Annotated in this window: 26 protein-coding genes and 1 pseudogene; 11 read left to right on the top strand and 16 right to left on the bottom strand. The window is 62.9% G+C overall.

Translation table 11 applies throughout. From position 1 onward, the window contains the following. The first annotated feature begins 20 nt into the window (after positions 1-20). Positions 21-1,475, top strand: coding sequence for a dihydropyrimidinase (gene hydA, locus IB272_RS15765; protein WP_060582416.1), 1,455 nt, complete (start codon positions 21-23; stop codon positions 1,473-1,475). A gap of 93 nt (positions 1,476-1,568) precedes the next feature. Here hydA and IB272_RS15760 read toward each other — a convergent pair whose 3' ends face one another. After that, positions 1,569-1,982 carry a cupin domain-containing protein gene (locus IB272_RS15760; RefSeq protein ID WP_060582415.1) on the bottom strand — a complete coding sequence of 138 codons (414 nt, stop codon included), beginning with the start codon at positions 1,980-1,982 and terminating at the stop codon, positions 1,569-1,571. Between the two features lie 121 nt (positions 1,983-2,103). Between IB272_RS15760 and IB272_RS15755 the strand changes: the two genes are divergently transcribed. The 9 genes from IB272_RS15755 (at position 2,104) to IB272_RS15715 (ending at position 12,362) form a co-directional block, all read left to right on the top strand. Next, positions 2,104-2,895 carry an ABC transporter ATP-binding protein gene (locus tag IB272_RS15755; RefSeq protein WP_034794266.1) on the top strand — a complete coding sequence of 264 codons (792 nt, stop codon included), beginning with the start codon at positions 2,104-2,106 and terminating at the stop codon, positions 2,893-2,895. Next, positions 2,885-3,349 carry a GNAT family N-acetyltransferase gene (locus IB272_RS15750; RefSeq protein ID WP_060518919.1) on the top strand — a complete coding sequence of 155 codons (465 nt, stop codon included), beginning with the start codon at positions 2,885-2,887 and terminating at the stop codon, positions 3,347-3,349. Before IB272_RS15755 ends, IB272_RS15750 begins: the two co-directional genes overlap by 11 nt. Next, entirely contained in the window at positions 3,346-3,681 is a 336-nt protein-coding gene (locus tag IB272_RS15745) for a hypothetical protein (RefSeq protein WP_060582414.1), read from the top strand. Before IB272_RS15750 ends, IB272_RS15745 begins: the two co-directional genes overlap by 4 nt. Before the next feature lie 2 nt (positions 3,682-3,683). After that, positions 3,684-4,568 (top strand): ABC transporter permease, encoded by an 885-nt coding sequence (locus IB272_RS15740; protein WP_034794141.1) that lies wholly within the window; start codon positions 3,684-3,686, stop codon positions 4,566-4,568. Beyond that, a complete protein-coding gene (locus IB272_RS15735; RefSeq protein ID WP_060518921.1) occupies positions 4,565-5,434 on the top strand; it encodes an ABC transporter permease in 870 nt (289 codons plus the stop codon). Before IB272_RS15740 ends, IB272_RS15735 begins: the two co-directional genes overlap by 4 nt. A 51-nt stretch (positions 5,435-5,485) precedes the next feature. Continuing rightward, positions 5,486-6,478 carry an ABC transporter substrate-binding protein gene (locus IB272_RS15730; protein ID WP_034794145.1) on the top strand — a complete coding sequence of 331 codons (993 nt, stop codon included), beginning with the start codon at positions 5,486-5,488 and terminating at the stop codon, positions 6,476-6,478. Positions 6,479-7,002: 524 nt separating this feature from the next. Then, positions 7,003-8,190 carry an efflux RND transporter periplasmic adaptor subunit gene (locus tag IB272_RS15725; RefSeq protein WP_060582413.1) on the top strand — a complete coding sequence of 396 codons (1,188 nt, stop codon included), beginning with the start codon at positions 7,003-7,005 and terminating at the stop codon, positions 8,188-8,190. A gap of 14 nt (positions 8,191-8,204) precedes the next feature. Continuing rightward, the gene (locus IB272_RS15720) at positions 8,205-11,522 is read left to right on the top strand and encodes an efflux RND transporter permease subunit (RefSeq protein WP_034794149.1); all 3,318 of its coding nucleotides are present in this window, start codon (positions 8,205-8,207) and stop codon (positions 11,520-11,522) included. 159 nt (positions 11,523-11,681) lie between these two features. Further along, on the top strand, positions 11,682-12,362 hold the full coding sequence (locus IB272_RS15715; RefSeq protein WP_192444559.1) for a Crp/Fnr family transcriptional regulator: 681 nt from the start codon (positions 11,682-11,684) through the stop codon (positions 12,360-12,362). 47 nt (positions 12,363-12,409) lie between these two features. On the opposite strand, the gene ureG is transcribed toward IB272_RS15715, so the two are convergent. From ureG to IB272_RS34955, 14 genes and pseudogenes are all read right to left on the bottom strand, one after another. After that, positions 12,410-13,021, bottom strand: coding sequence for an urease accessory protein UreG (gene ureG, locus IB272_RS15710; RefSeq protein WP_034794155.1), 612 nt, complete (start codon positions 13,019-13,021; stop codon positions 12,410-12,412). A gap of 78 nt (positions 13,022-13,099) precedes the next feature. After that, entirely contained in the window at positions 13,100-13,771 is a 672-nt protein-coding gene (locus IB272_RS15705) for an urease accessory protein UreF (protein ID WP_060582412.1), read from the bottom strand. Then, positions 13,764-14,237, bottom strand: a complete 474-nt coding sequence (gene ureE / locus IB272_RS15700) for an urease accessory protein UreE (protein WP_060582411.1) — start codon at positions 14,235-14,237, stop codon at positions 13,764-13,766. The genes IB272_RS15705 and ureE overlap by 8 nt, the downstream gene beginning before the upstream one ends. 2 nt (positions 14,238-14,239) lie before the next feature. Then, the gene (locus IB272_RS15695) at positions 14,240-14,536 is read right to left on the bottom strand and encodes a putative quinol monooxygenase (RefSeq protein ID WP_034794161.1); all 297 of its coding nucleotides are present in this window, start codon (positions 14,534-14,536) and stop codon (positions 14,240-14,242) included. Between the two features lie 169 nt (positions 14,537-14,705). Beyond that, complete coding sequence (locus IB272_RS15690) at positions 14,706-15,245, bottom strand: peroxiredoxin (protein ID WP_034794163.1); 540 nt, start codon at positions 15,243-15,245, stop codon at positions 14,706-14,708. Positions 15,246-15,535: 290 nt separating this feature from the next. Further along, on the bottom strand, positions 15,536-16,207 hold the full coding sequence (locus IB272_RS15685) for a TIGR02117 family protein (protein WP_060582410.1): 672 nt from the start codon (positions 16,205-16,207) through the stop codon (positions 15,536-15,538). Positions 16,208-16,224: 17 nt separating this feature from the next. Then, positions 16,225-17,937 carry an urease subunit alpha gene (gene ureC, locus IB272_RS15680; protein ID WP_034794169.1) on the bottom strand — a complete coding sequence of 571 codons (1,713 nt, stop codon included), beginning with the start codon at positions 17,935-17,937 and terminating at the stop codon, positions 16,225-16,227. A gap of 3 nt (positions 17,938-17,940) precedes the next feature. Then, entirely contained in the window at positions 17,941-18,585 is a 645-nt protein-coding gene (locus tag IB272_RS15675; protein ID WP_083523655.1) for a Urease operon accessory protein, read from the bottom strand. Between the two features lie 3 nt (positions 18,586-18,588). Then, positions 18,589-18,999, bottom strand: a complete 411-nt coding sequence (locus tag IB272_RS15670; protein ID WP_060582409.1) for a lysozyme inhibitor LprI family protein — start codon at positions 18,997-18,999, stop codon at positions 18,589-18,591. Then, a complete protein-coding gene (locus IB272_RS15665) occupies positions 18,996-19,301 on the bottom strand; it encodes an urease subunit beta (RefSeq protein ID WP_060582408.1) in 306 nt (101 codons plus the stop codon). The genes IB272_RS15670 and IB272_RS15665 overlap by 4 nt, the downstream gene beginning before the upstream one ends. Before the next feature lie 98 nt (positions 19,302-19,399). Continuing rightward, positions 19,400-19,702 (bottom strand): urease subunit gamma, encoded by a 303-nt coding sequence (locus tag IB272_RS15660; RefSeq protein ID WP_034794185.1) that lies wholly within the window; start codon positions 19,700-19,702, stop codon positions 19,400-19,402. A gap of 123 nt (positions 19,703-19,825) precedes the next feature. Continuing rightward, positions 19,826-20,659: an urease accessory protein UreD gene (locus tag IB272_RS15655; RefSeq protein WP_060582407.1), complete on the bottom strand. Its 834-nt coding sequence runs from the start codon at positions 20,657-20,659 to the stop codon at positions 19,826-19,828. 175 nt (positions 20,660-20,834) lie between these two features. Next, the gene (locus IB272_RS15650; protein WP_060582406.1) at positions 20,835-21,809 is read right to left on the bottom strand and encodes a D-glycerate dehydrogenase; all 975 of its coding nucleotides are present in this window, start codon (positions 21,807-21,809) and stop codon (positions 20,835-20,837) included. A 140-nt stretch (positions 21,810-21,949) separates the two neighbouring features. Further along, positions 21,950-22,399: pseudogene (locus IB272_RS34955) on the bottom strand (alpha/beta hydrolase); the annotation flags it as partial. Here IB272_RS34955 and IB272_RS34950 point away from each other — a divergent pair. Then, the gene (locus IB272_RS34950) at positions 22,400-22,816 is read left to right on the top strand and encodes a MarR family transcriptional regulator (RefSeq protein ID WP_060583011.1); all 417 of its coding nucleotides are present in this window, start codon (positions 22,400-22,402) and stop codon (positions 22,814-22,816) included. Positions 22,817-22,905: 89 nt separating this feature from the next. On the opposite strand, the gene IB272_RS15635 is transcribed toward IB272_RS34950, so the two are convergent. Beyond that, on the bottom strand, positions 22,906-24,024 hold the full coding sequence (locus IB272_RS15635; protein ID WP_034798823.1) for a branched-chain amino acid ABC transporter substrate-binding protein: 1,119 nt from the start codon (positions 24,022-24,024) through the stop codon (positions 22,906-22,908). Between the last annotated feature and the right edge of the window lie 63 nt (positions 24,025-24,087).

Raw genomic sequence — 24,087 nt, 5'->3', positions numbered from 1 at the left:
CGCAATCGCGAGGAACAATCATGAGCACTGTCATCAAGGGTGGAACCATCGTCACGGCCGACCTGACCTACAAGGCGGACGTCAAGATCGAGGGCGGAAAGATCGTCGAGATCGGCCCGAACCTGTCGGGCGACGAAACGCTCGATGCGAGCGGCTGTTACATCATGCCCGGCGGCATCGACCCGCATACCCATCTCGAAATGCCCTTCATGGGCACCTATTCCTCGGACGACTTCGAAAGCGGCACGCGGGCAGCCCTTGCCGGCGGCACGACCATGGTGGTCGACTTTGCACTGCCCTCGCCCAACCAGTCGCTGCTCGAAGCGCTCACGATGTGGGACAACAAGTCCACCCGCGCCAACTGCGACTATTCCTTCCACATGGCGATCACCTGGTGGAGCGAGCAGGTCTTCAACGAGATGGAGACCATCGTCAAGGACAAGGGCATCAACACCTTCAAGCACTTCATGGCCTATAAGGGCGCCCTGATGGTGGATGACGACGAGATGTTCTCGTCCTTCCAGCGCTGCGCAGCACTAGGTGCGCTGCCCTTGGTGCACGCCGAAAACGGCGACGTCGTCGCCCAGCTGCAGGCAAAGCTGCTTGCCGAGGGCAACAACGGGCCGGAAGCGCACGCCTATTCGCGCCCGGCCGAGGTCGAAGGCGAAGCGACCAACCGCGCGATCATGATCGCCGACATGGCCGGATGCCCGGTCTACATCGTGCACACCTCTTGCGAACAGGCGCACGAGGCGATCCGCCGGGCCCGCTCCAAGGGCATGCGCGTCTTCGGCGAACCGTTGATCCAGCATCTGACGCTCGATGAAACCGAGTATTTCAACAAGGACTGGGACCATGCGGCCCGCCGCGTGATGTCGCCGCCGTTCCGCAACAAGCTGCATCAGGACAGTCTCTGGGCCGGCCTTGCCTCGGGCTCGCTGCAGGTGGTGGCGACCGACCACTGCGCTTTCACGTCCGACCAGAAGCGCTTCGGCGTCGGCGATTTCACCAAGATCCCGAACGGCACCGGCGGCCTTGAAGACCGCATGCCGATGCTGTGGACCCATGGCGTCAACACCGGCCGCATCACCATGAACGAGTTCGTGGCCGTGACCTCGACCAACATCGCCAAGATCCTCAACATCTACCCGAAGAAGGGCGCGATCCTCGTCGGCGCCGATGCCGATCTCGTCGTCTGGGATCCGAAGCGCACCAAGACGATCTCCGCTAAGAGCCAGCAGTCGGCGATCGACTACAACGTCTTCGAGGGCAAGGAGGTCAAGGGCCTGCCGCGCTTTACCCTTACCCGCGGCGTCGTCGCGATCGAGGAAGGCACGGTCAAGACCCGCGAAGGCCATGGCGAATTCGTCCGCCGCGATCCCTTCCCGGCGGTCAGCTCAGCCCTTTCCAACTGGAAGGAAGTCACCGCCCCCCGCGCCGTCCAGCGCACCGGCATTCCGGCCACGGGCGTTTGAGGCCTCATGTTTCGCGGCTTGCACGTCTTCGCGCCGCTCTGTCCCACCGGACATGTCCCACCACTATGGCGGGGCAGTTCGGCGCGGGCGGCGTCAGGCGGGCACGAACTGATCGAGCTCGGGCAGCAGCACGAGGCTTTCGCGCTGGTTCGGATCCGTGCGCGCGATGACGGCCGAACAGGGCGCGTTCGAGCGGTTCTCCGGCAGATGCGGCATGCCGGCGGGGATGTAGACCATCTCACCGGCCCTAGCGACGACGTGCTCCTCAAGCCTCTCGCCAAACCAGGTCCAGGCCTCCCCGGAAAGTACGTAGATCGCCGTCTCGTGGCTCTCATGCAGATGCGCCTTGGCGCGCGCACCGGGCGGGATCGTGACGATGTGCATGCAGAGCCCGGTTGCCCCGACGGTCTCCGCTGTAATGCCCTCGAAATAGTTGAGCCCCTGCTGGCCGGCCACGGCGCCTTCAGGACGAACCACGCGACAGCCCGGATTGGATGATCGAGACATGAGCGTTCTCCAGAATTCCCTGAAAAACCAGCAACAAACGGCTTCGCACCCAAATCCGCGATTGCATGTTGCCGGTCCGGATAGCAGTCTGACACAGACCAGCCAGAATGAGTATTCGCCGATGACGTCCAATACCGCATCCGTGGTTTCGGCCCGGGACCTCTGCCTGACTTTCGAAACCGCCGATGGCCCGGTGCATGCACTGACCGGCGTCAACCTGGATGTCGCCAAGGGTGACTTCGTTTCCTTCATCGGTCCTTCCGGCTGCGGCAAGACGACCTTCTTGCGCGTGATCGCCGATCTGGAAAAAGCGACCTCCGGCACGATCAGCGTCAACGGCATGACGCCTGAGCAAGCGCGCAACAAGCGCGCCTATGGCTACGTCTTCCAGGCCGCAGCGCTCTATCCCTGGCGCACCATCGAAAACAACATCGCTCTACCGTTGGAGATCATGGGCTATTCGAAGGAAGAGAAGAAGGCCCGCATCGAGCGCACGCTCGACCTCGTCAACCTCTCCGGCTTCGGCAAGAAATATCCCTGGCAGCTCTCCGGTGGTATGCAGCAGCGCGCCTCCATCGCCCGCGCACTGGCGTTTGATGCCGACCTGCTTCTGATGGACGAGCCCTTCGGCGCGCTCGACGAGATCGTTCGCGACCACCTCAACGAACAGCTCTTGAAGCTCTGGGCCCGCACCAACAAGACGATCTGCTTCGTCACCCATTCGATCCCTGAAGCTGTCTACCTCTCCACCAAGATCGTGGTGATGAGCCCCCGCCCCGGCCGCGTCACCGATGTGATCGAATCGCCGCTGCCGCGCGAACGGCCGCTCGGCATTCGCGAAACGCCCGAGTTCCTCGAAATCGCCCATCGCGTCCGCGAAGGCCTGCGCGCGGGACACAGCTATGACGAATAGCATCGGCATCCGCCGGGCCGAACAGACCGACATGGCCGCCTGCGCCGGCATTCTCAACCGCTGGATCGACGCGACGGCCTGGATGCCGCGGGTGCACGAGCATGCCGATGTCGAACGCTATTATGCCGAGACCGTCTTTGCCGAACGCATCGTGCTCTTGGCAGAGGACGACGGCGAGATCGCCGGCTTCCTTTCCCTCTCTGACGACCACCACGTCACCGCGCTTTACATCGATGAGTGGCATCGTGGCGCAGGCATTGGCGCCCGGCTGATCGACACCGCCAAGGCGATGTCACCGGATGAATTGAGCCTATGGACCTTCGAACACAATCGTGATGCCCAGCGCTTCTACGAGCACCAGGGCTTCGAGGCTGTGCGGCGGACCGACGGCGACAACGAGGAGCAACTGCCGGATATCCTCTATCGCTGGCGCGGCAGAGAGGTGCGGGCATGAACCTTACCTTCGGCCTCTGGATGCTCTTGGCAACGACGATCTTCCTCGGTGGCGCGACCGCCTCGCGCGCCTATGTCTCCAACAACCACCTCGGCATGCTCTTGCTCGCACTCGGGCTCTACGTGATCGGCAACATCATCATGGTGAAGCTCATGCGCGAGGGCGGCCTCGGCCTGGCAATTTCGCTGTCGGCGATCGTGCAGCTCGTTATGGTCAATGTCATCGCCTTCACCGTGTTCGGCGAACGATTGAGCCTCACGCAGGCCGCCGGCGTGCTTCTCGGCATCGTCGCAATGGGCCTGATGTTGTTCCCCGCAAGCGGAAAGGCGTGACGATGCAGGAACCAAGTTTCTTCAGGGACAAGTTGGTGCCGGTCGGCACCGTCGTCCTGCTGCTGATCGCCATCTGGTATGTCGCGGTCGTCTTCCTCAACGCCCCCTTCGAGCGTGATACGGCAGCCCGCGCCGGCACCGAGATCAGCTTCTCTGAGATCGTGCGCAACACCATGGCGCAGGAACGTCCGGTACTGCCGGCACCGCACCAGGTGATCGCCGAGATCTGGGACACCACCTTCAACAAGGCAATCACCTCGAAGCGCAGCCTCGTCTACCACGCCTGGATCACGCTTTCGGCGACCCTTCTCGGCTTCGGCATCGGCGCGGCCCTCGGCATCCTCCTGGCAGTCGGCATCGTGCACAACCGCGCCATGGACCGCTCGCTGATGCCCTGGGTCATCGCCAGCCAGACGATCCCGATCCTCGCGATTGCGCCGATGATCATCGTCGTCTTGAACGCCATCGGCATTTCCGGACTTTTGCCGAAGGCACTGATCTCAACCTATCTCTCCTTCTTCCCGGTCGTCGTCGGCATGGTGAAGGGCCTGCGCAGCCCGGAGACGATCCAGCTCGACCTGATGCACACCTACAATGCCTCCCCGTCGCAGACCTTCTGGAAGCTGCGCTGGCCGTCGTCGATGCCCTACCTCTTCACCTCGCTGAAGGTTGCCGTCGCCATCTCGCTGGTCGGCGCCATCGTCGGCGAATTGCCGACCGGTGCGGTCGCAGGTCTTGGTGCCCGGCTGCTGGCCGGCTCCTACTATGGCCAGACGGTGCAGATCTGGGCCGCTCTCTTCATGGCGGCAGCCCTTGCGGCCGTTCTCGTCATGATCGTCGGCTTTGCCCACACCGCCGTCCTGAAGCGCATGGGAGCCAAGCCATGAACCTTCCCGTCCTTGCCGCCGCGATCATCTTCTGGCTCGCCGCCTGGGCCTTCAACGAATGGCTGGTGCGCCAGAACTTCCAGAGCGCGGCCGCAAACAGCGCCGCCCGCTTCGCCGTGCCGGTAATCTTCGGCATCACTATCCTGGTTCTCTGGGAAGGCATCGTCCGCGGCTTCCAGGTCCCCTCCGTGCTTTTGCCGGCACCCTCGATGATCTGGCAAAAGCTGATCAATTCGCTGCCGACGCTTGGGGCCGATTTCCGCCAGACCTTCCTGAAGGCAGTGTTGATCGGCTATGCGCTCGGCTGCGGCCTCGGCTTCGCCGTTGCGATCCTGATCGACCGTTCGCCCTTCCTGCAGAAAGGCCTTCTGCCACTCGGCAATTTCGTCTCGGCCCTTCCCGTCATCGGAGTAGCCCCGATCATGGTCATGTGGTTCGGCTTCGACTGGCAGTCGAAGGTCGCCGTCGTCGTCATCATGACCTTCTTCCCGATGCTGGTGAACACGGTTGCCGGCCTTGCCGCCGCCAGCCACATGGAACGCGACCTGATGCGCACCTACGCCGCCTCCTGGTGGCAGACGCTGGTCAAATTACGCCTGCCGGCCGCCTGGCCGTTCATCTTCACCGCGCTCAAGATCAATTCGACGCTGGCGCTGATCGGCGCCATCGTCGCCGAGTTCTTCGGGACCCCCATCGTCGGCATGGGGTTCCGGATTTCCACGGAAGTGGGACGCATGAATGTCGACATGGTCTGGGCCGAGATCGCCGTTGCGGCGGTCGCCGGTTCCGCCTTCTACGGCGTGGTCGCACTCATCGAGCGCGCCGTCACCTTCTGGCATCCCTCCATTCGCGGAGGGCGCGCCTGAGCCTGCTTGAAGAACTTAAATAAAACGAAGTAAAAACAAGAGGGAACTGACATGAACAAAAGACTTGCATCGCTTCTCGCCGCAGGCGTCTTTTCGCTCGCAGCGTTCCAGGCTGAAGCTGCCGAAAAGGTGACGCTGCAGCTGAAGTGGGTGACCCAGGCGCAGTTTGCCGGCTACTACGTCGCCAAGGACAAAGGCTTCTACGAAGAAGAAGGCCTCGACGTCGACATCAAGCCCGGCGGTCCGGACATCGCCCCGGCCCAGGTGATCGCCGGCGGCGGCGCCGACGTTATCGTCGACTGGATGCCGTCGGCCCTTGCCACCCGCGAAAAGGGCGTGCCGCTCGTCAACATTGCCCAGCCGTTCAAGAAATCCGGCATGATGCTGACCTGCCTGAAGGAAACCGGCGTCACCAGCCCGGACAAGTTCAAGGGTCAGACGCTTGGCGTGTGGTTCTTCGGCAACGAGTATCCGTTCCTCTCCTGGATGGCGCACCTGAAGATCCCGACCGACGGCGGCCCGAACGGCGTGACCGTCCTGAAACAGGGCTTCAACGTCGACCCGCTGATCCAGAAGCAGGCCGCCTGCATCTCCACCATGACCTATAACGAGTACTGGCAGGTCATCGATGCCGGCATCAAGACGGACGACCTGGTGACCTTCAAGTATGAAGACCAGGGCGTGGCGACGCTCGAAGACGGCCTGTACGTACTTGAGGACAAACTCAAGGATCCCGCCTTCAAGGACAAGATGGTCAAGTTCGTGCGTGCCTCGATGAAGGGCTGGAAATATGCCGAGCAGAACCCGGATGAGGCCGCCGATATCGTTCTTGAAAACGATTCCACCGGCGCCCAGACGGAGAAGCACCAGAAGCGCATGATGAGCGAAGTGGCAAAGCTCACCGCCGGCTCCAACGGCTCGCTCGACGAAGCAGACTACAAACGCACCGTGCAGTCGCTGCTTTCGGGTGGTTCCGATCCCGTGATTTCCAAGGAGCCCGAGGGCGCCTGGACACATGAGATCACCGACGCCGCGCTGAAATAGGCCTGTCTCCGCAACGCAAAAGAGGGTCGCACGGCTCAGTATCGTGCGGCCCTCTTCCGTTTTCTTAGCGGTCGTTCGCATCCGCCAAGCTGCTGCCGGGTACCGGGCGTGGGGGTGGTAATCCGGCGAACAACGGCGCTACCTTTGCTTGCCATTGTCAAGATCGTGTCAAGATCGCAACCATAACCGCAGAACGAACGGAATATTGAGGCACCATCGCTTCGTGCACCCTTGTAAGCGTCGAAGGCCGAGATTACATAGGCCACGATGTTTGTTGGAGGCAGGCATGACGGAGGAAGTCTTTTTTCCAGTGCCTTGCCTGCGGTAACCGGTCCCAGTTCCGCCCGCGTCTACGGTCTGATACCGTGCACGCGGAGCGCGAAGTGAGGAATACGCCATCTCCTGTTCCCGAGCACTTTGCCGGGACCTTGTGGCGGTGCGGTAAAATAGCCTGATTGCCCGTGGATCCTGCATCAAGCGGAGATCCGCTCGATATTGTTTCCATTGCCGGGACTGTGAAGCCGATGGCTCAAAAAGTATTGCCTGTCCTCAGCGTGTGCGCTGCGATGACCCTTGGTTCGCTTTCCTTCGCCCGGGCGGAGGAAGCAGCGCAACCGAAACCAGCACCGAGCTTGCCCTCCATCGTCGTGACGACCGCGGTCGACCAGTCGATCAGCGACCGGGTGGTCGCGACCGGCACCATCCAGGCCGTCGAGCAGGTCTATGTCGCCCCGATGGTCGACGGCCTCTCCATCCGCACGCTCAATGTCGATGTCGGCGACACGGTTGAAGCCGGCAGTGTTCTCGTGGTCCTCAACGACGACGCGCTTCGCCTGCAAAAAAGCGAACTCGAAGCCTCGCTTGCCAAGGCCGAGGCCGGGCTTGCCCAGTTGAGCGCCCAGCTCAGCGAAACCAAGGCTAACAACGACGAAGCCAAGCGCGTCAGCGACCGTGCGGCCGAACTCTCCAAGAACGGCACCGTCTCGACGGCCGAGGCCGATCGCGTCCGGGCGCTCGCGATCGCGACGCATGCCCGTGTGCTTTCGGCCGAACAGGCCGTTGCCGTGGCCAGTGCCGACATCAAGGTCGCTGAAGCGCAAATCGACGACATCGACCTGCGCCTCGCCCGAACCGAGGTCAAGGCACCGGTCGCAGGTGTCATCTCGGCCAAGAATGCCAAGGTCGGCGCGATCGCCACCGGTAACAGCGACCCGCTCTTCGCCATGATCCGCGACGGTGCCATCGAGATGAAAGCCGACGTCGCCGAAGCCGATATCATCAAGCTCGCCGTCGGCCAGCCGGCCATCGTGACGCTTGCCGGCGGCAACACCAAGGTCGAAGGCAAGATCCGCCTGATCGCTCCGACGGTCGATCCCGTCAGCCGCCTCGGCACCGTCTTCATCAGCCTAATGGACACCGAGAAGGCACGCGCCGGCATGTATGCGAGCGCGCTGATCACCGCCGAACAGAAGCAGACGGTGGTCCTGCCGCAAACGGCCGTTACCAATGAGAACGGCCGCACCATCGTCCGCAAGGTCGAAAACGGCGTCATCCGCATCCTGCCGGTCAAGACAGGGATTTCCGACGGCAAGTTTATCGAAGTCCTCGAGGGCCTGAAGGCCGGGGAGGAAGTGGTAGCGAGAGCCGGCGCCTATGTCCGCGACGGTGACCGCATCAACCCCGTCAAGTCCGCCGCATCAGCGACCAACTGACAGGAACCGTGACCATGAACTTCTCAGCCTGGTCCATACGCAATCCGATCGCTCCGATCCTCTTCTTCGTCGTCCTGATGGTGCTGGGCTACCAGTCCTTCGTGTCGTTGCCGATCACCCGCTTCCCCAATATTGACGTCCCGATCGTCTCGATCAACGTGACGCAGAGCGGCGCCTCTCCGGCCGAGCTCGAAACCCAGGTCACCAAGGAAGTCGAGGACGCGGTCGCAAGCGTCACCGGCGTCGATCATATCCAGTCGACGATCAACGACGGTACCTCGACCACCGCCGTCATTTTCCGCATGGAGGTGCCTACGGCCCAGGCGGTGCAGGACGTCAAGGACGCGATCGACCGTATCCGCAGCGACCTGCCGACCTCGATCGAAGAACCGATCGTCTCCAAGGTCGACGTCGAAGGCCAGGCGATCCAGACCTTCTCCGTGTCCGCGCCGGGCATGTCGCTCGAAGAACTCTCCTGGTTCGTCGACGACGTCATCAAGCGTGAGATCCAGGGCAAGAAGGGCATCGGCCGCGTCGACCGTTACGGCGGCGCCGACCGCGAAGTCCGGGTCGAACTCAACGAAGACAAGCTGAATTCGCTCGGCATCACCGCCGCCGACGTCAACGGCCAGCTGCGCCGCATGAACATGGACCTCGGTTCCGGCCGTGGCCAGGTCGGCGGCAGCGAACAGGCGATCCGTACGCTGGGCGATACCCGCAATGTCGAGCAACTCGCCAACACGATGATCTCGGTGCCGAGCGGCCGCTTCGTGCGCCTGTCCGATCTCGGCACGGTCACCGATACCTATGAGGAACCGCGTTCCTTCTCGCGCTTCAACGGCAACCCTGGCGTGACCTTCGCGGTCTTCCGGGCGAAGGGCGCCTCGGAAGTCAGCGTCGCCGAGACGGTCGCAAAGTCGCTCGAAAAGATCCGCGCGGCCAACCCCGACGTCACCATCGAGATGGTCGACGATTCCGTCTACTTCACCTACGGCAACTACGAGGCGGCGCTGCACACGCTGATGGAAGGCGCGCTGCTTGCCGTCATCGTCGTCATGCTCTTCCTGCGCAACTGGCGGGCAACGCTGATTTCCGCCGTGGCCCTGCCGCTATCGGCGATCCCGACCTTTTGGGTCATGGACCTGCTCGGCTTCTCGCTGAACCTCGTCAGCTTCCTGGCGATGACGCTCGCAACCGGTATTCTCGTCGACGATGCGATCGTCGAGATCGAGAACATCGAGCGGCACATCCATATGGGCAAATCGCCCTATCGCGCCTCGATCGAAGCGGCGGACGAGATCGGCCTTGCCGTTATCGCGACGACCTTCACCATCATCGCGGTCTTCGTGCCCGTATCCTTCATGCCGGGCATTCCTGGCCAGTACTTCATCCAGTTCGGTCTGACGGTCGCCGTGGCGGTATTCTTCTCGCTGCTCGTCGCGCGTCTGATCACGCCGGTCATGGCCGCCTATCTGATGCGCCCGTCGGACGCCGGCAGTGATCATCATGACCGGGACGGCTTCATGATGCGCAACTATACGCGCCTCGTGGTCGCCACGACGAAGCACTGGTACACCCGCTACCTGACGCTGCTTGCGGCAATCGTCTTCTCGGTCGGGTCTGTCTTCGCGCTCGTCCTCTTCGTGCCCGGCAGCTTCCTGCCGCCGGAAGACGCCTCGCGCGTCAGCCTGTCGATCGAGCTGCCGCCGGACGCCATGCTCGAGGACACGGACCGCACCACCACCGAGATCTACGATCGGATCAAGGATATCGAAGGCGTCGACAACATCTTCGTACTCGGCGGTGCCTCGCCGAAGGGCGACCTGGAACTGCGCCGCGCGACGGTGACGGTGCTTCTCAAGAAGCTCGACCAGTCGCTCGTCAACAAGATCGTCAATGACGTCATCGGCCGCACGCCGGTGATCGGCGCGTACCTGCCGAAGATGCCGCCTGCCGGCCGCATCATCCCGCAGTCGCAGATCGAGAAGGAAATCTTCGCTCGCGTCCGTGACATTCCGGATGTGCGGGTGATCAAGCTCAACGACCGCGGTGAGCGCGACCTCTCCTTCAACCTGCTCTCCAACAACGAGGCCGATCTCGACCAGGCGGTGGCGACGCTGGAAGGCAAGTTGAGGAGCGACTCGTTGCTGGCCAATGTCAGCCCGGATGGCGCCCTTCCCCGTCCGGAACTGCAGATCCGTCCGCGGGACGAGCAGATGTCGCGCCTCGGCATCACCACCGCGCAGATCTCCGAGGTGATCCGTGTCGCCACCATCGGCGATATCGACGCGGCGCTGACCAAGATTGCCCTCGACGGGCGGCTGATCCCGATCCGCGTGCAGATCAACCGCGACTTCCGCACGGATATCGCCGCGATCCGCAATCTGAAGATCACGACCGCCGCCGGCGCCACCGTGCCGCTGTCGAGCGTTGCCGACATCAACTATTCGGAAGGCCCGAGCTCGATCAAGCGCTACGATCGCAACCGCGTCGTATCGCTCGGCGCGGACCTCCCGGTCGGCGTCGCGCTCAACACCGCCTCGGAGCGCTTCAAGCAGATCGCCGGCCAGGCCGATCTGCCGAAGTCCGTGCAGTTCCTCGAAAGCGGCGACGCCGAGGTGCAGGCGGAAATGCAGCAGAGCTTCGGCAACGCCATGCTGCTCGGCCTGATGCTGGTGCTGGTGGTGCTGATCCTCTTGTTCAAGGACGTGATCCAGCCCTTCACCATCTTGTTCTCGCTGCCGCTCGCAATCGGCGGCGTGGCGGCCGCGCTGATCCTGACACAGAACGCGCTATCCATGCCGGTTCTGATCGGCATCCTGATGCTGATGGGTATCGTCACGAAGAACGCCATCCTGCTCGTCGACTTCGGTATCGAGATGATGCATCACGGCATGGACCGGCAGGTCGCCATGATCGAGGCCGGCCGCAAGCGCGCCCGCCCGATCATCATGACCTCGATCGCCATGTCGGCGGGCATGCTGCCCTCCGCACTCGGCGTCGGCGAAGGCGGTTCGTTCCGCGCCCCGATGGCGATCGCCGTGATCGGCGGCATCATCGTCTCGACGGTGTTAAGCCTCGTGATCGTGCCGTCGTTCTTCCTGATCATGGACGACCTCTCGCGACTGCTCGCCCGCATCTTCGGCCGCTTCGTCGGCAAGAAGGACGAGGAAAACCTGCCGCTCGACCGCGAGGCCCTCACGGATCTGGTGCACGAGCAAGGCAAGACGATCGAAGGCCTGGAGGACCGGCTGAAGACGCTGGAAACGGACCAGACCAAGGGACGGTCCGGCGGCAAGGTCATCAACCACCCGGCGCTCGCTGCCGAGTAGGTCATCGCCGAAGAGGCTCTCCGCCCGGGGCGGCCACAATTCTAAAGCAAGCCCGCGCCCTGCAAGCGCGGGCTTTTTGTGATTTCTATTTGATCGAGGTCAAACCAAGATCTGCAAAGCCCTCTACCCTAGCACTGGATTTTACTCAGGACGGGTACGATGAAGACGTTGCGATTGAACTCGAACGACAGGGCAGTGCTGCTCCGCTCCTGCTTTTTCGAAAAGCTGCCGGCGGCGGCGTCGAGCGCCATTCTCGATGATGTCGTGGTTTCCACACACGAGGAGCACGACATCCTCTTTGGCCAGGGCGAGGCACTGGATCAAGTCTTCTTGGTCCTCTCCGGTCTGGTGCGGCTCTACCGGCTGGGCAAGGACGGGCGCGAGGCGGATATCGCCGTCTTCCCGAAAGGCGAACTGTTCGGCGAAAGCGCCATGTTCCTTGGCAACCGCGCCACCGCCAACGCCCAGGCGATCGAGACGACGATGCTTGCGCGCATCGACAGCCGCAGGCTTCGCAAGCTGGCCGAACAGACGCCCGAGATCGCCGACGCACTTATGCAGCTTTTGTGCCGGCACGCGCAAATGGCGGAGGATTGCCTGGCCGAAGACCGGCTGCTCACGGCACCGCAGCGGGTCGCGAGCTATATCCTCGGCAATTGCCCCGATGGCATCACCAACTTTTCCTTCCGCCTGCCCTTCCAGAAGAATGTGCTGGCCGGCAAGTTGGGCCTGGCGCCCGAGGCACTGTCTCGCGCCTTCTCGGCCCTTCGCCGCTCCGGCGTCACCGTCAAGGGCCGCGTCATCGAGATCCATGACCGGCAGGCGCTGGAGCGCTTCTGACGCGCTGACGAAGGTTCAGGCGCCAGGAGCAACAAAAGCGGACGGCGTCAGAGGCCGCCGTGCAGCGTCAGGAAATCGACGATCCGGTTGATGCCGTCGCCGCGCTTCATGTCGGTAAAGACGAAGGGCTTTTCCGCCCGCATGCGCGTCGCATCCCGCTGCATCACGTCGAGATCGGCCCCGACATAGGGCGCCAGATCCTTCTTGTTGATGACCAGAAGGTCCGATTTGGTGATGCCCGGCCCGCCCTTGCGCGGGATTTCCTCGCCCTGGCAGACCGAGATGACATAGATCGTCAGGTCAGCGAGATCAGGCGAAAAGGTCGCCGCAAGATTGTCACCGCCGGATTCGATGAAGACGACATCGAGATCGGGGATGCGGCGGTTGAGATCGGCGATCGCCTGCAGATTGATCGTGGCGTCCTCGCGGATCGCCGTATGCGGGCATCCACCGGTCTCCACCCCGACGATGCGATCGGAGGGCAGCGCCTGCATGCGCACCAACGCCTCGGCATCTTCCTTGGTGTAGATATCGTTGGTGACGACGGCGACGGAGTACTTCTCCCGCATCGCCTTGCAGAGCTTGTCGGTCAGCGCCGTCTTGCCCGAGCCCACCGGCCCGCCGATGCCGACGCGAAGGGGACCGTTCTTCGATGCCATCTGGATGTCCTTTCAAGGTGGAAGCAATTCCAGGGAAGCGTGAGACAGTTTCCGTCCGAAATTGCGCAGTTCTATGAGTTACGAACGGAAGAGCCGCGAATGCAGGCTCTCGTGTCTGAGCGACGAAATATCCGCTGTCATCGTGGCCGAGCCGAGATCGTCGAGCGAGGCGCCGGCGGCCTTGACGGCTGTCGCCGCGATGACCGGTTCGAGTGCTGCAATGATGCCGACGCCATCGCGCTGGCCGGTCACGCCGCAACGGATCGCCACCGAGACGGCGTTCGAGACCGAGGCGTTGAGATAGGCGGCAAGCGCCGGCTCGAGGCCCGTTTCATGAGCGCCGGCGACGGCACCGACTGCGACCGGATAGGCGACACTCTCAGGCAGCGCATCGAGAACCGGATGCGGCCACGAGCGCGCCGCTGCCAGAAACGCCTGGCCCTGCAGCATCGTTTCCATATGGCGCTCGCGGCCTCCCGCCAGGGCTTCGGCAAGCTCTGCCGCCGCAGCCAGCCGGGCATGGTCGTTCACGGCGCGATAGCTCTCGGTCAGAAGCAGCGCATCGTTCCAGCCGTAGCCCAGAGAGATGACCGCCTCCAGCCAGTTGCGAAGCTCGCCGGCGTCGCTCACCAGACGGTCGTGAACCGCCTGCTCAAGCCCGCTGGAATAGGAAAACGCGCCGACCGGAAAGGCCGGCGACATCCATGTCACGAGGCGAAGCAGCGCTTGCGTGTCGACCCGCTCAGCCATGGTGGTGATGATTATGGCCATGATTGTGGCCGCCGGCATGGTAGGCGCCGCGCAGCGGATGGAAAGGCAGCGAAACCTCGTTCACCGCCGCGCCCAGGCCTTCGAGCATCTGGCGGATCACCGGATCGCGGGCAATCAGGATGCGGCTCTCTTCGAACTGTGCCGGCAAGTGGCGATTGCCGAGATGCCAGGCAAGCTCGATCAGATGCATCGCGTCGCGCGGGCGGATCTCGTAGAGCGCCTCGGGCGCGGCAGCGATGCGGATATGGCCGCCGCCTTCGAGCACCAGGAGGTCGCCATCGGCAAGCATAACCGCTTCCTTGAGATCCAGCATCACCACATCGTCGTTTTCGAGATGCAGCAACTTGCGGCGCAGATGCCGCGCGTCGTGCGTCAATGTCACGCTATGAAGCGGCGCAATATCGGCCGGCCCCGGCGAGAGAACCTCTGTCGAACGATAGGGCATCGTCAGAGAACCTCGACCTTTTCCGGCGTCACGAGCTCGAGGCGCGCCTCGACGAGCAGGTCGGCCATCGCCGCCTGAAAGGCCTTCAGATGTGGTTCCTCGAAATGCGCGTCGACGGCTGCCTTGTCCTTCCAGGTTTCGACAAAAACCAGCGCGTCGGGCTCGGCCGGCTTGCGGTAGAGATCATAGGTGATGCAGCCGGCCTCGCGCCGGGTGGCCTCGATCAGCGGTGCTGCGAGCGACACTACCTCATCCCCCTTGCCGGGGTGTGCGGTCAGGTAGGCGATAATGTAAACCATTGAACCCTCGATATCTTTTCTGCCGGCTACTTTAGCAAGAAAAAGCCCTGGCGCCAGCGGCGCGTGCGGCTTTTCAGGCGCTTGCGGCGGCTGTACCGCGCAAGAAAAAGCCCGAAGACCGGATCCGATCTTCGGGCTCTTTCCAATCAGGAACGATAGGTCGCTGCCATCAGGCGGCAAGCTTCTGGGACTTCAGCGTCTCCAGAATGTTCTGCGGCGAGGAAACGCCATAGGGGTCGCTGTCGCAGTTGTCGGAATAGCCCTCTTCCTCGAACCACTGCTCGACAACGCCGTTGTTGACGACGGCAGCGTAGCGCCAGGAGCGCATGCCGAAGCCGAGATTGTCCTTGGCGACGAGCATGCCCATCTTGCGGGTGAACTCACCCGAACCGTCCGGGATCAGCTTGACGTTTTCGAGGCTCTGGGACTTGCCCCAGGCGTTCATGACGAAAGCGTCGTTGACCGAGATGCAGTAGATTTCGTCAACGCCCTCGGCGCGGAAATCGGCCGTCAGCTTTTCGAAATCGGGCAGCTGGAAGGTCGAGCAGGTCGGCGTAAACGCGCCCGGCAGCGAGAACAGCACGACGCGCTTGCCTGCGAAGTAATCGTCGGAGGACACGTCCTCCCAGCGGAACGGGTTCGAGCCGCCAACGGCCTCGTCGCGAACGCGGGTGCGGAACGTTACAGCGGGTACTTTTCTGCCAAGCATCGTCATCTCCTTTGGACCACGATGATTTGGATCGGTTCGACCAAAATCATGAACGTGATCGTCTCTTGTAAGTTAGAGCGGGATACATGCGGAGAACCGCAAACCGCTCTGGCGCAGCTCTCGGTCGGCAGGTCTTGGGAGGATTGCTGGCAACCGAGGAAGGTCAGCCGTCTTCCTATCGGATATTGCGCTGCGACGCAGCACGAAAGGCCCCAATTCACATGCGAGCATGGCAGCCATGCGGTGGCCGCATGGCTGCCGCCTGCCAATCACTGCCTGCCAATCATTGCTCAATTGTGGAGCCGCAGCGACAGCCCGAGGCTTGGCGGGACCGGGTTCCACAGGCCCGTTCGCAAGCCCGCCTCACGCAACGCCCGCGCCGTCCATGTGTTGCAGCCGAAAAGCGCGTTGAAGCTGCCTCCGGCCTCGAAGAAGCGGTCGTTGCCATTGTAGGAAAAACCCTCGATCGAAACGACAGCTCCGGCCTCGCGGGTGAAGCTTTCGGCAATAAAGCCGAGCAGCCGATCGTATCCCGCTTCGTCCAGCTCGAAGCCGGTGACGGCAGCCTGCGGCTCGACGATCCGACCGGCGATATCCACATGCATCACCGAGCGGTCGACGGTCAGCGCCTTGAACACGGGCCCGGGCTTCAGCTCAGACCAGGTCGGCGTTTCCAGATAGAAGGACCGCCCGCCCCAGCCAAAGATCAGCCATTCAGCCTGCGGATGCGCAAGCGGCACGCCGGCCGCCTCGACAAAGCCGAACCGCGCTCGAATCTCGTCCGTCAGGGGTATGGCGATGTCCGTGTGGATCGGGCCGGAAAGCAGAAGGATGCGCGTGCCCCCTGCTCCCGCCGCAGAGGCGGAAACCGGCAGGAGCGGCCGCGGCAGCAAGGTTCCGGCAACGATGGCAAGTATCGCCGCCAGTAAGCCGAAGAAAGCCCATTTCAGGCCACGCTTCATTCCCTGTCCCTGCTTGTTCAGAACAGGAAATAGCGCTGTGCCATCGGCACGACCGTCGCCGGCTCGCAGGTCAGAAGCTCACCGTCGGCGCGCACCTCATAGGTCTCCGGATCGACCTCGATATGCGGCAGCAGGTTGTTGTGGATCATCGATGCCTTGCCGATGCCGCCACGGGTGTTGCGGACCGCCACAAGCTGCTTGGCAACGCCGAGCTTGGCGGCAAGGCCGGCGTCGAGCGAGGCCTGCGACACGAAGGTTACAGACGAACTCGTGCGGTTCTTGCCGTAGGCGGCAAACATCGGCCGGTAGTGCACCGGCTGCGGCGTCGGGATGGAGGCATTCGGATCGCCCATGGGTGCCATCGCGATCGAGCCGCCAAGAAGCACGAAGTCGGGCTTCACACCGAAGAAGGCTGGGTTCCAGAGGACGAGATCGGCGCGCTTGCCGACCTCGATGGAGCCGATCTCATGGCTGAGGCCGTGGGCGATCGCCGGATTGATCGTGTATTTGGCGATATAGCGCTTCACCCGGAAATTGTCGTTGTCGCCGGTTTCCTGCGGCAGCGGCCCGCGCTGACGCTTCATCTTGTCGGCAGTCTGCCAGGTGCGGATCGCCACTTCGCCGACGCGGCCCATGGCCTGGCTGTCAGACGAAATGATCGAGAAGGCGCCGATATCATGCAGGATGTCCTCGGCGGCGATCGTCTCCTTGCGGATGCGGCTCTCGGCAAAGGCGATGTCCTCGGGGATCGACGGCGACAGGTGATGGCAGACCATCAGCATGTCCAGATGCTCGGCAAGCGTATTCTTGGTGTAGGGCCGCGTCGGGTTGGTCGAGGACGGAATGACGTTCGGCTGGCCGCAGATCTTGATGATGTCGGGCGCGTGGCCGCCGCCGGCCCCTTCCGTGTGGAAGGCATGGATGGTGCGGCCCTTGATCGCCGCGATCGTATCCTCGACGAAGCCGCTCTCGTTCAAGGTGTCCGTATGGATCATCACCTGCACGTCGTATTCGTCGGCGACACCGAGGCAGCAATCGATCGCCGCCGGCGTCGAGCCCCAGTCCTCATGTAGCTTCAGCGAGGTGGCGCCGGCGAGCACCATTTCCACCAGCGCGCCCGGTCGCGACGCATTGCCCTTGCCGGCAAAGGCGATGTTCATCGGGAAGCCATCGGCCGCCTCGATCATGCGGGCGAGATGCCAGGGACCGGAGGTACAGGTGGTGGCGAGCGTGCCATGCCCCGGCCCGGCGCCGCCACCAAGCATGGTCGTAAGCCCGCTCACCAGCGCTTCCTCGATCTGTTGCGGGCAGATGTAATGAATGTGGCTGTCCATGCCGCCCGCGGTGATGATCTTGCCTTCGCCCGCGATGACCTCCGTGCCGGGACCGACGATGACGGTGACGCCCGGTTGCGTGTCCGGGTTGCCGGCCTTGCCGATGCCGGCGATGCGTCCGTCCTTGAGGCCGATATCCGCTTTGACGATGCCCCAGTGATCGACGATCAGCGCATTGGTGATGACGGTGTCGACGGCGCCCTCGGCGCGTGTCGCCTGACTCTGCCCCATGCCGTCGCGAATGACCTTGCCGCCACCGAACTTCACCTCCTCGCCATAGGTCGTGAAGTCCTTCTCCACCTCGACGAAAAGTTCGGTATCAGCGAGCCGCACCTTGTCGCCGACCGTCGGGCCGAACATGTTGGCATAGGCCGCGCGCGACATCTTGTAGGGCATGGTTCAGGCTCCTTGGGACGAAGTAGAAATGGGATGGAGGCGGCGAAGACGGCCGCTGGCTGCAAGCGCATCGACATGGCGGCGCTCGGCGGCGAAGGGATGCCATTCCCAGCCGACATGGCCGAAGCCGGCAAGAACGACCTCGTCGTCGGGTGTCGCAAGATGCGCGAGCACATCGGCAATGACGATCATCCCGCTCGATGGAACGACATAAGGGGCCGGCGAAAAGCCGGCGAGATCCTGCTCCACCTGGTCGTGCACATCGACCGGGACGACGCGAAAACCGCGGTTGGTCGAACGGGCGAAGCTCTCGAAACCGACAGTGTAATCGTCGCAGAAATCGTCGAGATCCGGATGCGTTTCCGCAAGCCCGGCCCGCATGGCGGCAAACTTCGCGCCGGAGCGAACGCACCATATCTCCCGCGCCTGGCGCACGGCGGCATTCGTCTTCCAGCGACCACCGCCGAGCATGGAAATCCCCGGGCGTCCGGTATTGCAGACCGCGACGATATCGGTCCTGTGGCCACCGGAGCCGACAGAGCGGCAATCGTTGAAGCGCACGACCAGATCGGCGGCATCGATCGTTGCGCCGGCGCCGTCAGGCACCTCGCCATTGCCCACGATCATGATGACGCGGCGAGCCTGCAACGGTCAGTTCCCTTGAGCTTCGAGAAATTCGTTGAGTTCGGCGGTACGCTTCTGCGTGAGCTGGGCAAGGCAGCCTGAAACCAGCATCGGCTCCGCCTGGCCGCCTCGGGCCTGGAAACCGGCCAGCTCGCATTGTCCGTCGCGATAGCCGATCCAGGCGCGCTGCGCCGTCTTCAGCGCCTCGACCGCGCCGATATCGGCGCCTTCCAGCTCCTTGTCGACCTTCTGCGCCGCCATCATCGCCTGCCTGTAGACCGCATTCAGTTCCGCGTCCGCCGCTTCGTATTCCCGGTAGGCGCAGTCATTCAGATCCGGCTGAGCCATCGCATTCGCGCAATCCACGTCCGGCTCATCCTCGGCGAGCGCCGGGGTGGCAAGCACCAGAAGCAAACCGAGAACCGGCAGCACTCTCATAGCTTGCCCATCACCTGCTGGCGGAAGCCATAGACCTCGCGCTTGCCGGAAAGCGGTATCAGCGTCACCTGGCGCGTCTGGCCCGGCTCGAACCGCACGGCCGTGCCGGCGGGAATGTCGAGCCGGCAGCCGTAGGCTGCTTTCCTGTCAAACTGCAGCCCCGCATTGGTTTCAGCGAAGTGATAGTGGCTGCCGACCTGGATCGGGCGGTCGCCGGTGTTGGCAACCTCGATCGTCGTCGTGTCGAGACCGGCATTGAGCTCGATCTCTCCGGCCGCAGCAATGATTTCTCCTGGGATCATGGTCTTCTCCTCAAGCCGCCCTCGGCCGGCCGCATGCTTTTGTCCCGCGTTCAGGCCTCAGGCACCCTGCGCCAACAAGCCACGTCCTCACCTCACGCTTAGCGGATCGGCTCGTGCACGGTGACGAGCTTGGTCCCGTCAGGAAACGTCGCCTCGATCTGGATGTCGTGGATCATCTCGGGGATTCCCTCCATCACCTGATCGCGCGTCAGCACCTGGGCGCCCGCCTCCATCAGTTCGGCAACCGAGCGCCCGTCACGCGCGCCCTCGACGACGAAGTCGGTGATCAGCGCGATCGCTTCGGGATGGTTGAGTTTCACGCCGCGCTCCAGGCGCCTGCGGGCGACCATGGCCGCCATCGAAATCAGCAGTTTGTCTTTCTCGCGCGGGGTAAGATTCATGCGTCGCCACCGGTTGTTCGTGAAGCAATTCCCTGGAAATCTGCGAAGCGGTCTTCCGCCAGGAATTACAAAGTTTCAATGCGTTAGATCATTTCACTGTTTCAAATAAAAATGCGAAACGAGCTAGAGAACCCAGACTTTCGGCACAGTCTTCTGCTTGCGCAAGTGCGAAATAACCGGGATGAGGATTTTTCTGAGCGCGAAGCCATCCGGCGCCACGAAACGGGCAACCAGCTTGTCGCGGCCATGGACCTGAAAATGGCTGATGCCGACGCCCGCTGCGCCATCGACGAGCGACCGAAGACGCGGCAGCAAGGGTTCGCAGTCGGGACCGACATGGAGCAGCGTGGCGAAGGCGGCCCCGCCATCGAGCACCGCCTTGCGCTGACTGAGGCGCGCGACCTCTCCTGATAGCGCCAGATTGTCCGCATGCAGCAGCTTGCCCTCGACGCGGATACGCCAGCGATCGCGGAAGAGCCCGGTTTCAACCGCCTCGCCCATCGCCTTGCGACCGAGCAGAACCGCTTCCACCGCGAGAAACGTCGCGTCGGCAGCAAGCTCCACCTCCAGCGAGCGCGACAGCGAGGCACGGTCGAAGAGGATCGTCTCCTGTGGCAACCAGTCGACACGGGCGCCGGCGGCAACCTCGATGCGCGTTTTCACTTCGACGGTATCGGCGCTCGCCTTATAGATCTTCTCGCAGGCCTGCGTCGTCACCGTCACATCGGTTCCAGCCCCCGCCGCGACCTCCCAGACCATGCGGTCGCCGCCGGTGAGGCCGCCGGAGGAATTGATGAGCACTGCCTCCATCGAGGTGTCGAAGGTCTTTGGCAGGCGGATCTTGGCGCAGCCTTCCTGGTAGAGTTCGGCAATGCGGCTGTGGCCGAGCGCCGCCTTGGCGACCACCCGTCCCTTGCCCCAGGCCCGCTGCGGGGCGATGCGTGCTGCCTTGTCCATGTCAGACCGCTAAGCGGCGTCCTTCATTTTCGACGCGGCGCCCCATAGGCCCGATCGCCTTATCTTGGCGCTATCGTCCGCATCGCGGCACGACAAGTCAAGTTATTGTTTTGCAAAGAAAATCGTCAGCATGCCGCATTTCCGTGCAGGCCTTGCGCAGAAAACGGGCAGCCGCCTACGCCACGCGATCCGGCGGTTCGCGACCGTCGAAAAACGCCGTGATATTGTCGGCCACCTTCATGCCCATGGCGACGCGCGTCTCCTCCGTGGCACTGCCGAGATGTGGAAGCAGCACGACATTTTCCAGCCCGCGCAGACGTTCCGGCACGTTCGGCTCCGCCTCGAAGACATCGAGCCCGGCGCCGCGAATGACGCCGTTTTCGAGCGCCGCAATCAGCGCCGGCTCGTCGATCACATCACCCCGCGCCGTGTTGACGAGGTAGGCGCCCTTTTTCATCAGCGCCAGCCGTTCGGCGTTGATCAGGTGACGGTTTTCGCCGCCGCCGGGGCAATGGAGCGACACGAAGTCTGCAACCTTCAATACGTCCTCGACCGTGTCGAGTTGACGCGCACCGTAGCGGCTTGCCTCGGCCGGGTCGATGCGCGAGCGATTGTAGAAGACGACATCCATGTCGAAGCCGAAATGACAGCGCTTGGCCATGGCCTTGCCGATGCGGCCGAAGCCGATGATGCCGAGCGTCTTGCCGGTGACCTTGCCGCCGATCATGTGGGTCGGCCGCCATCCGCTCCATTCGCCGGCCCGTACCTGCCGCTCGCCCTCGCCTGCCCGCCGCGCGACCGCAAGCAGCAACGTCATGGCGATGTCGGCGGTGCAATCTGTGAGAACGCCGGGCGTGTTGGTGACGACGATGTCGGCAGCCTTGGCGGCCGCGACGTCGATGTGATTGTAGCCGACGCCATAGTTGCCGAGGATCTTCGCGCGGAGGCCGCCACCGGCGAAGAGGTCGGCCGGAAGTCGATCAGAAACTGTCGGAAGAACGGCGTCATAGGTCCGGAGTGCTTCAGCCAGTTCTGCAGCCGTCAGAGGCACGTCCCCTTCGTTCAAGGTGACGTCGAAGCGTTCGGCAAGCACCTGCTCCACCGCCGCCGGCCAACGACGGGTGAGGAGAATGCGGGGTTTCGAGCTCATGCCTGCCTCCGGATCAGAATCGCTGCGAGATAGTGCACGAAACGGCGCGACGCGACAGCTATCTCCACAAGCGAAACACCTATCACGAAAAGCAAAAAAGAGGCGCCGTTGCGGGCGCCTCTTCTCGGGCTTCGGACATGTCAGGCCTTGGCGAAGGCGAGCAGGTCGGCGTTGAGCTGGTCCTTGTGCGTGTCGGTGATGCCGTGCGGTGCGCCGGCATAGACCTTGAGCTCCGCATGCGGCACCAGCGTCTTCGAGGCCCGTGCCGCCGCATCGATCGGCACGATCTGGTCGTCGTCGCCATGGATGATCAGCGTCGGGACGTCGAACTTCTTCAGGTCCTCGGTAAAGTCGGTCTGCGAGAAGGCGACGATCGAGTCATAGGTGTTCTTGTGTCCCCCCATCATGCCCTGCAGCCAGAAGCTGTCGATCATGCCCTGAGAGGCGACCGCGCCCGGGCGGTTGAAGCCGAAGAACGGACCGGACGCGATGTCGCGGTAGAGCTTCGAGCGATCCTTCAGGCTTGCCGCCTGCAGGCCGTCGAAGACTTCCTTCGGCAGGCCGCCGGGGTTCTTGTCGGTCTTGAGCATCTGGCGCTCGATAGTTTCCTGTGCTTTGCGGTCTATTCCGCAAACCACGCCTTCACGCGCATCTACAAGCCGCTGCTGGAAGAGCTCGATCTCACCTATCCGCAATATCTGGTGATGGTGCTGTTGTGGGAAAAGGACGACCAGACGGTCGGCAGCCTCGGCGAGCGGCTCTTCCTGGAATCGAGCACTTTGACCCCGATGCTGAAGCGCCTGGAGGCCGCCGGCTACATCGCCCGCGTGCGCGATAAGGCGGACGAGCGGCAGGTCCGGGTGCAATTGACCGAGATGGGCAAGGCGCTGCGGCAGAAGGCAATCGACGTGCCCCGCAACCTTGGCGAAGCGACAAAGCTCGGCCCCGGCGATCTCGAGCGACTGCGCGCCGAAGTCTCGTCGCTCAGAGACACGCTATTGAAATAATAGACCGCTGCGCCGAGCGTCACCAAAAGAAAAGCCCGGCGATTGCTCGCCGGGCCCCAACCAGTCGGACACAAGGTCCGAAATCAGAACTACTCGTTCTGGAAGTAGTTGTACTTGCCGTCGTCACCCTTCTTCCAGGTGTACATGACGTAGTCTGGACGCGTGATGTCGCCCTTTTCGTCATAGCCGAGTTCGCCGATTGCGGTCTTGAACGGACCCTTTGCCTTGATGGCTTCGGCAACTGCCTGCGGGTCGTTGCCGCCGGAAGCCTTGGCAGCTTCGGCGATGACCTGGAGAGCGGCGTAGGCGTAGAGCGTGTAGGCTTCCGGTTCGAAGCCGGCAGAGCGGAACTTCTCGACGAGGTCCTTGGCAGCCGGGTTCTTGCGCGGATCCGGAGCGAACGTCATCAGCGTGCCGTCAACGGCGTCGCCGGCGATCGAGGCCAGTTCGTTCGAAACGATACCGTCGCCCGACATCAGGGTAGCCTTGAGGCCCTGGTCCTTCATCTGGCGCATGATCAGGCCAGCTTCGGTGTGCAGACCGCCGTAGTAGACGATCGAAACGCCGGCTTCCTTCATCTTGGCGATCAGAGCCGAGAAGTCCTTGTCGCCGGTGTTGATGCCTTCATAGAGGGCTTCGGTGAGACCGGCTTCGTTCATCGACTTCTTGGTTTCGTCGGCAAGGCCCTGACCATAGGGGGTCTTGTCGTGAATGACGGCGATCTTCGCGTCCTTGAAGTTGGCAGCGAGGTAGGCACCGGCAACCGCACCCTGCTGGTCGTCACGGCCGCAGGTACGGAACGTGTTCCAGAGACCGCGCTCGGTGAACTGCGGGTTGGTGGAGGCCGGGGTTACCTGCAGGATACCGTTTTCGGCGTAAACTTCAGAAGCCGGGATGGACACGCCCGAGTTGAAGTGACCGACAACGAACTTCACACCGTCAGCAACGAACTTGTTGGCAACCGAAACGCCCTGCTTGGCATCCGAAACGTCGTCGCCGAGCACAACCTTGATCTGTTCCCCATTGATACCGCCAGCGGCATTGATGTCAGCGGCGGCCTGCTCTGCACCTTTCTGGAGCTGTGCACCGAAAGCGGCGTTCGGGCCAGTCAGCGGGCCGGCGACACCAACGAGAATATCAGCCCAGGCGCTGCCGCTGAAGGCAACCATAGCCGTCAGCGCGACCGCCGACAGAAGAGACTTTTTCATCTTGTTACTCCCAATTATTCGAGCGGGTCTCGTTACCAACCTGCGCAATGCCCACCATAGTTG

Origin of the sequence: Ensifer sp. ENS08 (assembly GCF_014852195.1) — a bacterium.
GTDB classification, from domain to species: Bacteria; Pseudomonadota; Alphaproteobacteria; order Rhizobiales; family Rhizobiaceae; genus Ensifer; species Ensifer adhaerens.
Note: the sequence above shows the minus strand (reverse complement) of the source record. Positions and strands in the feature narration are given on the sequence as shown.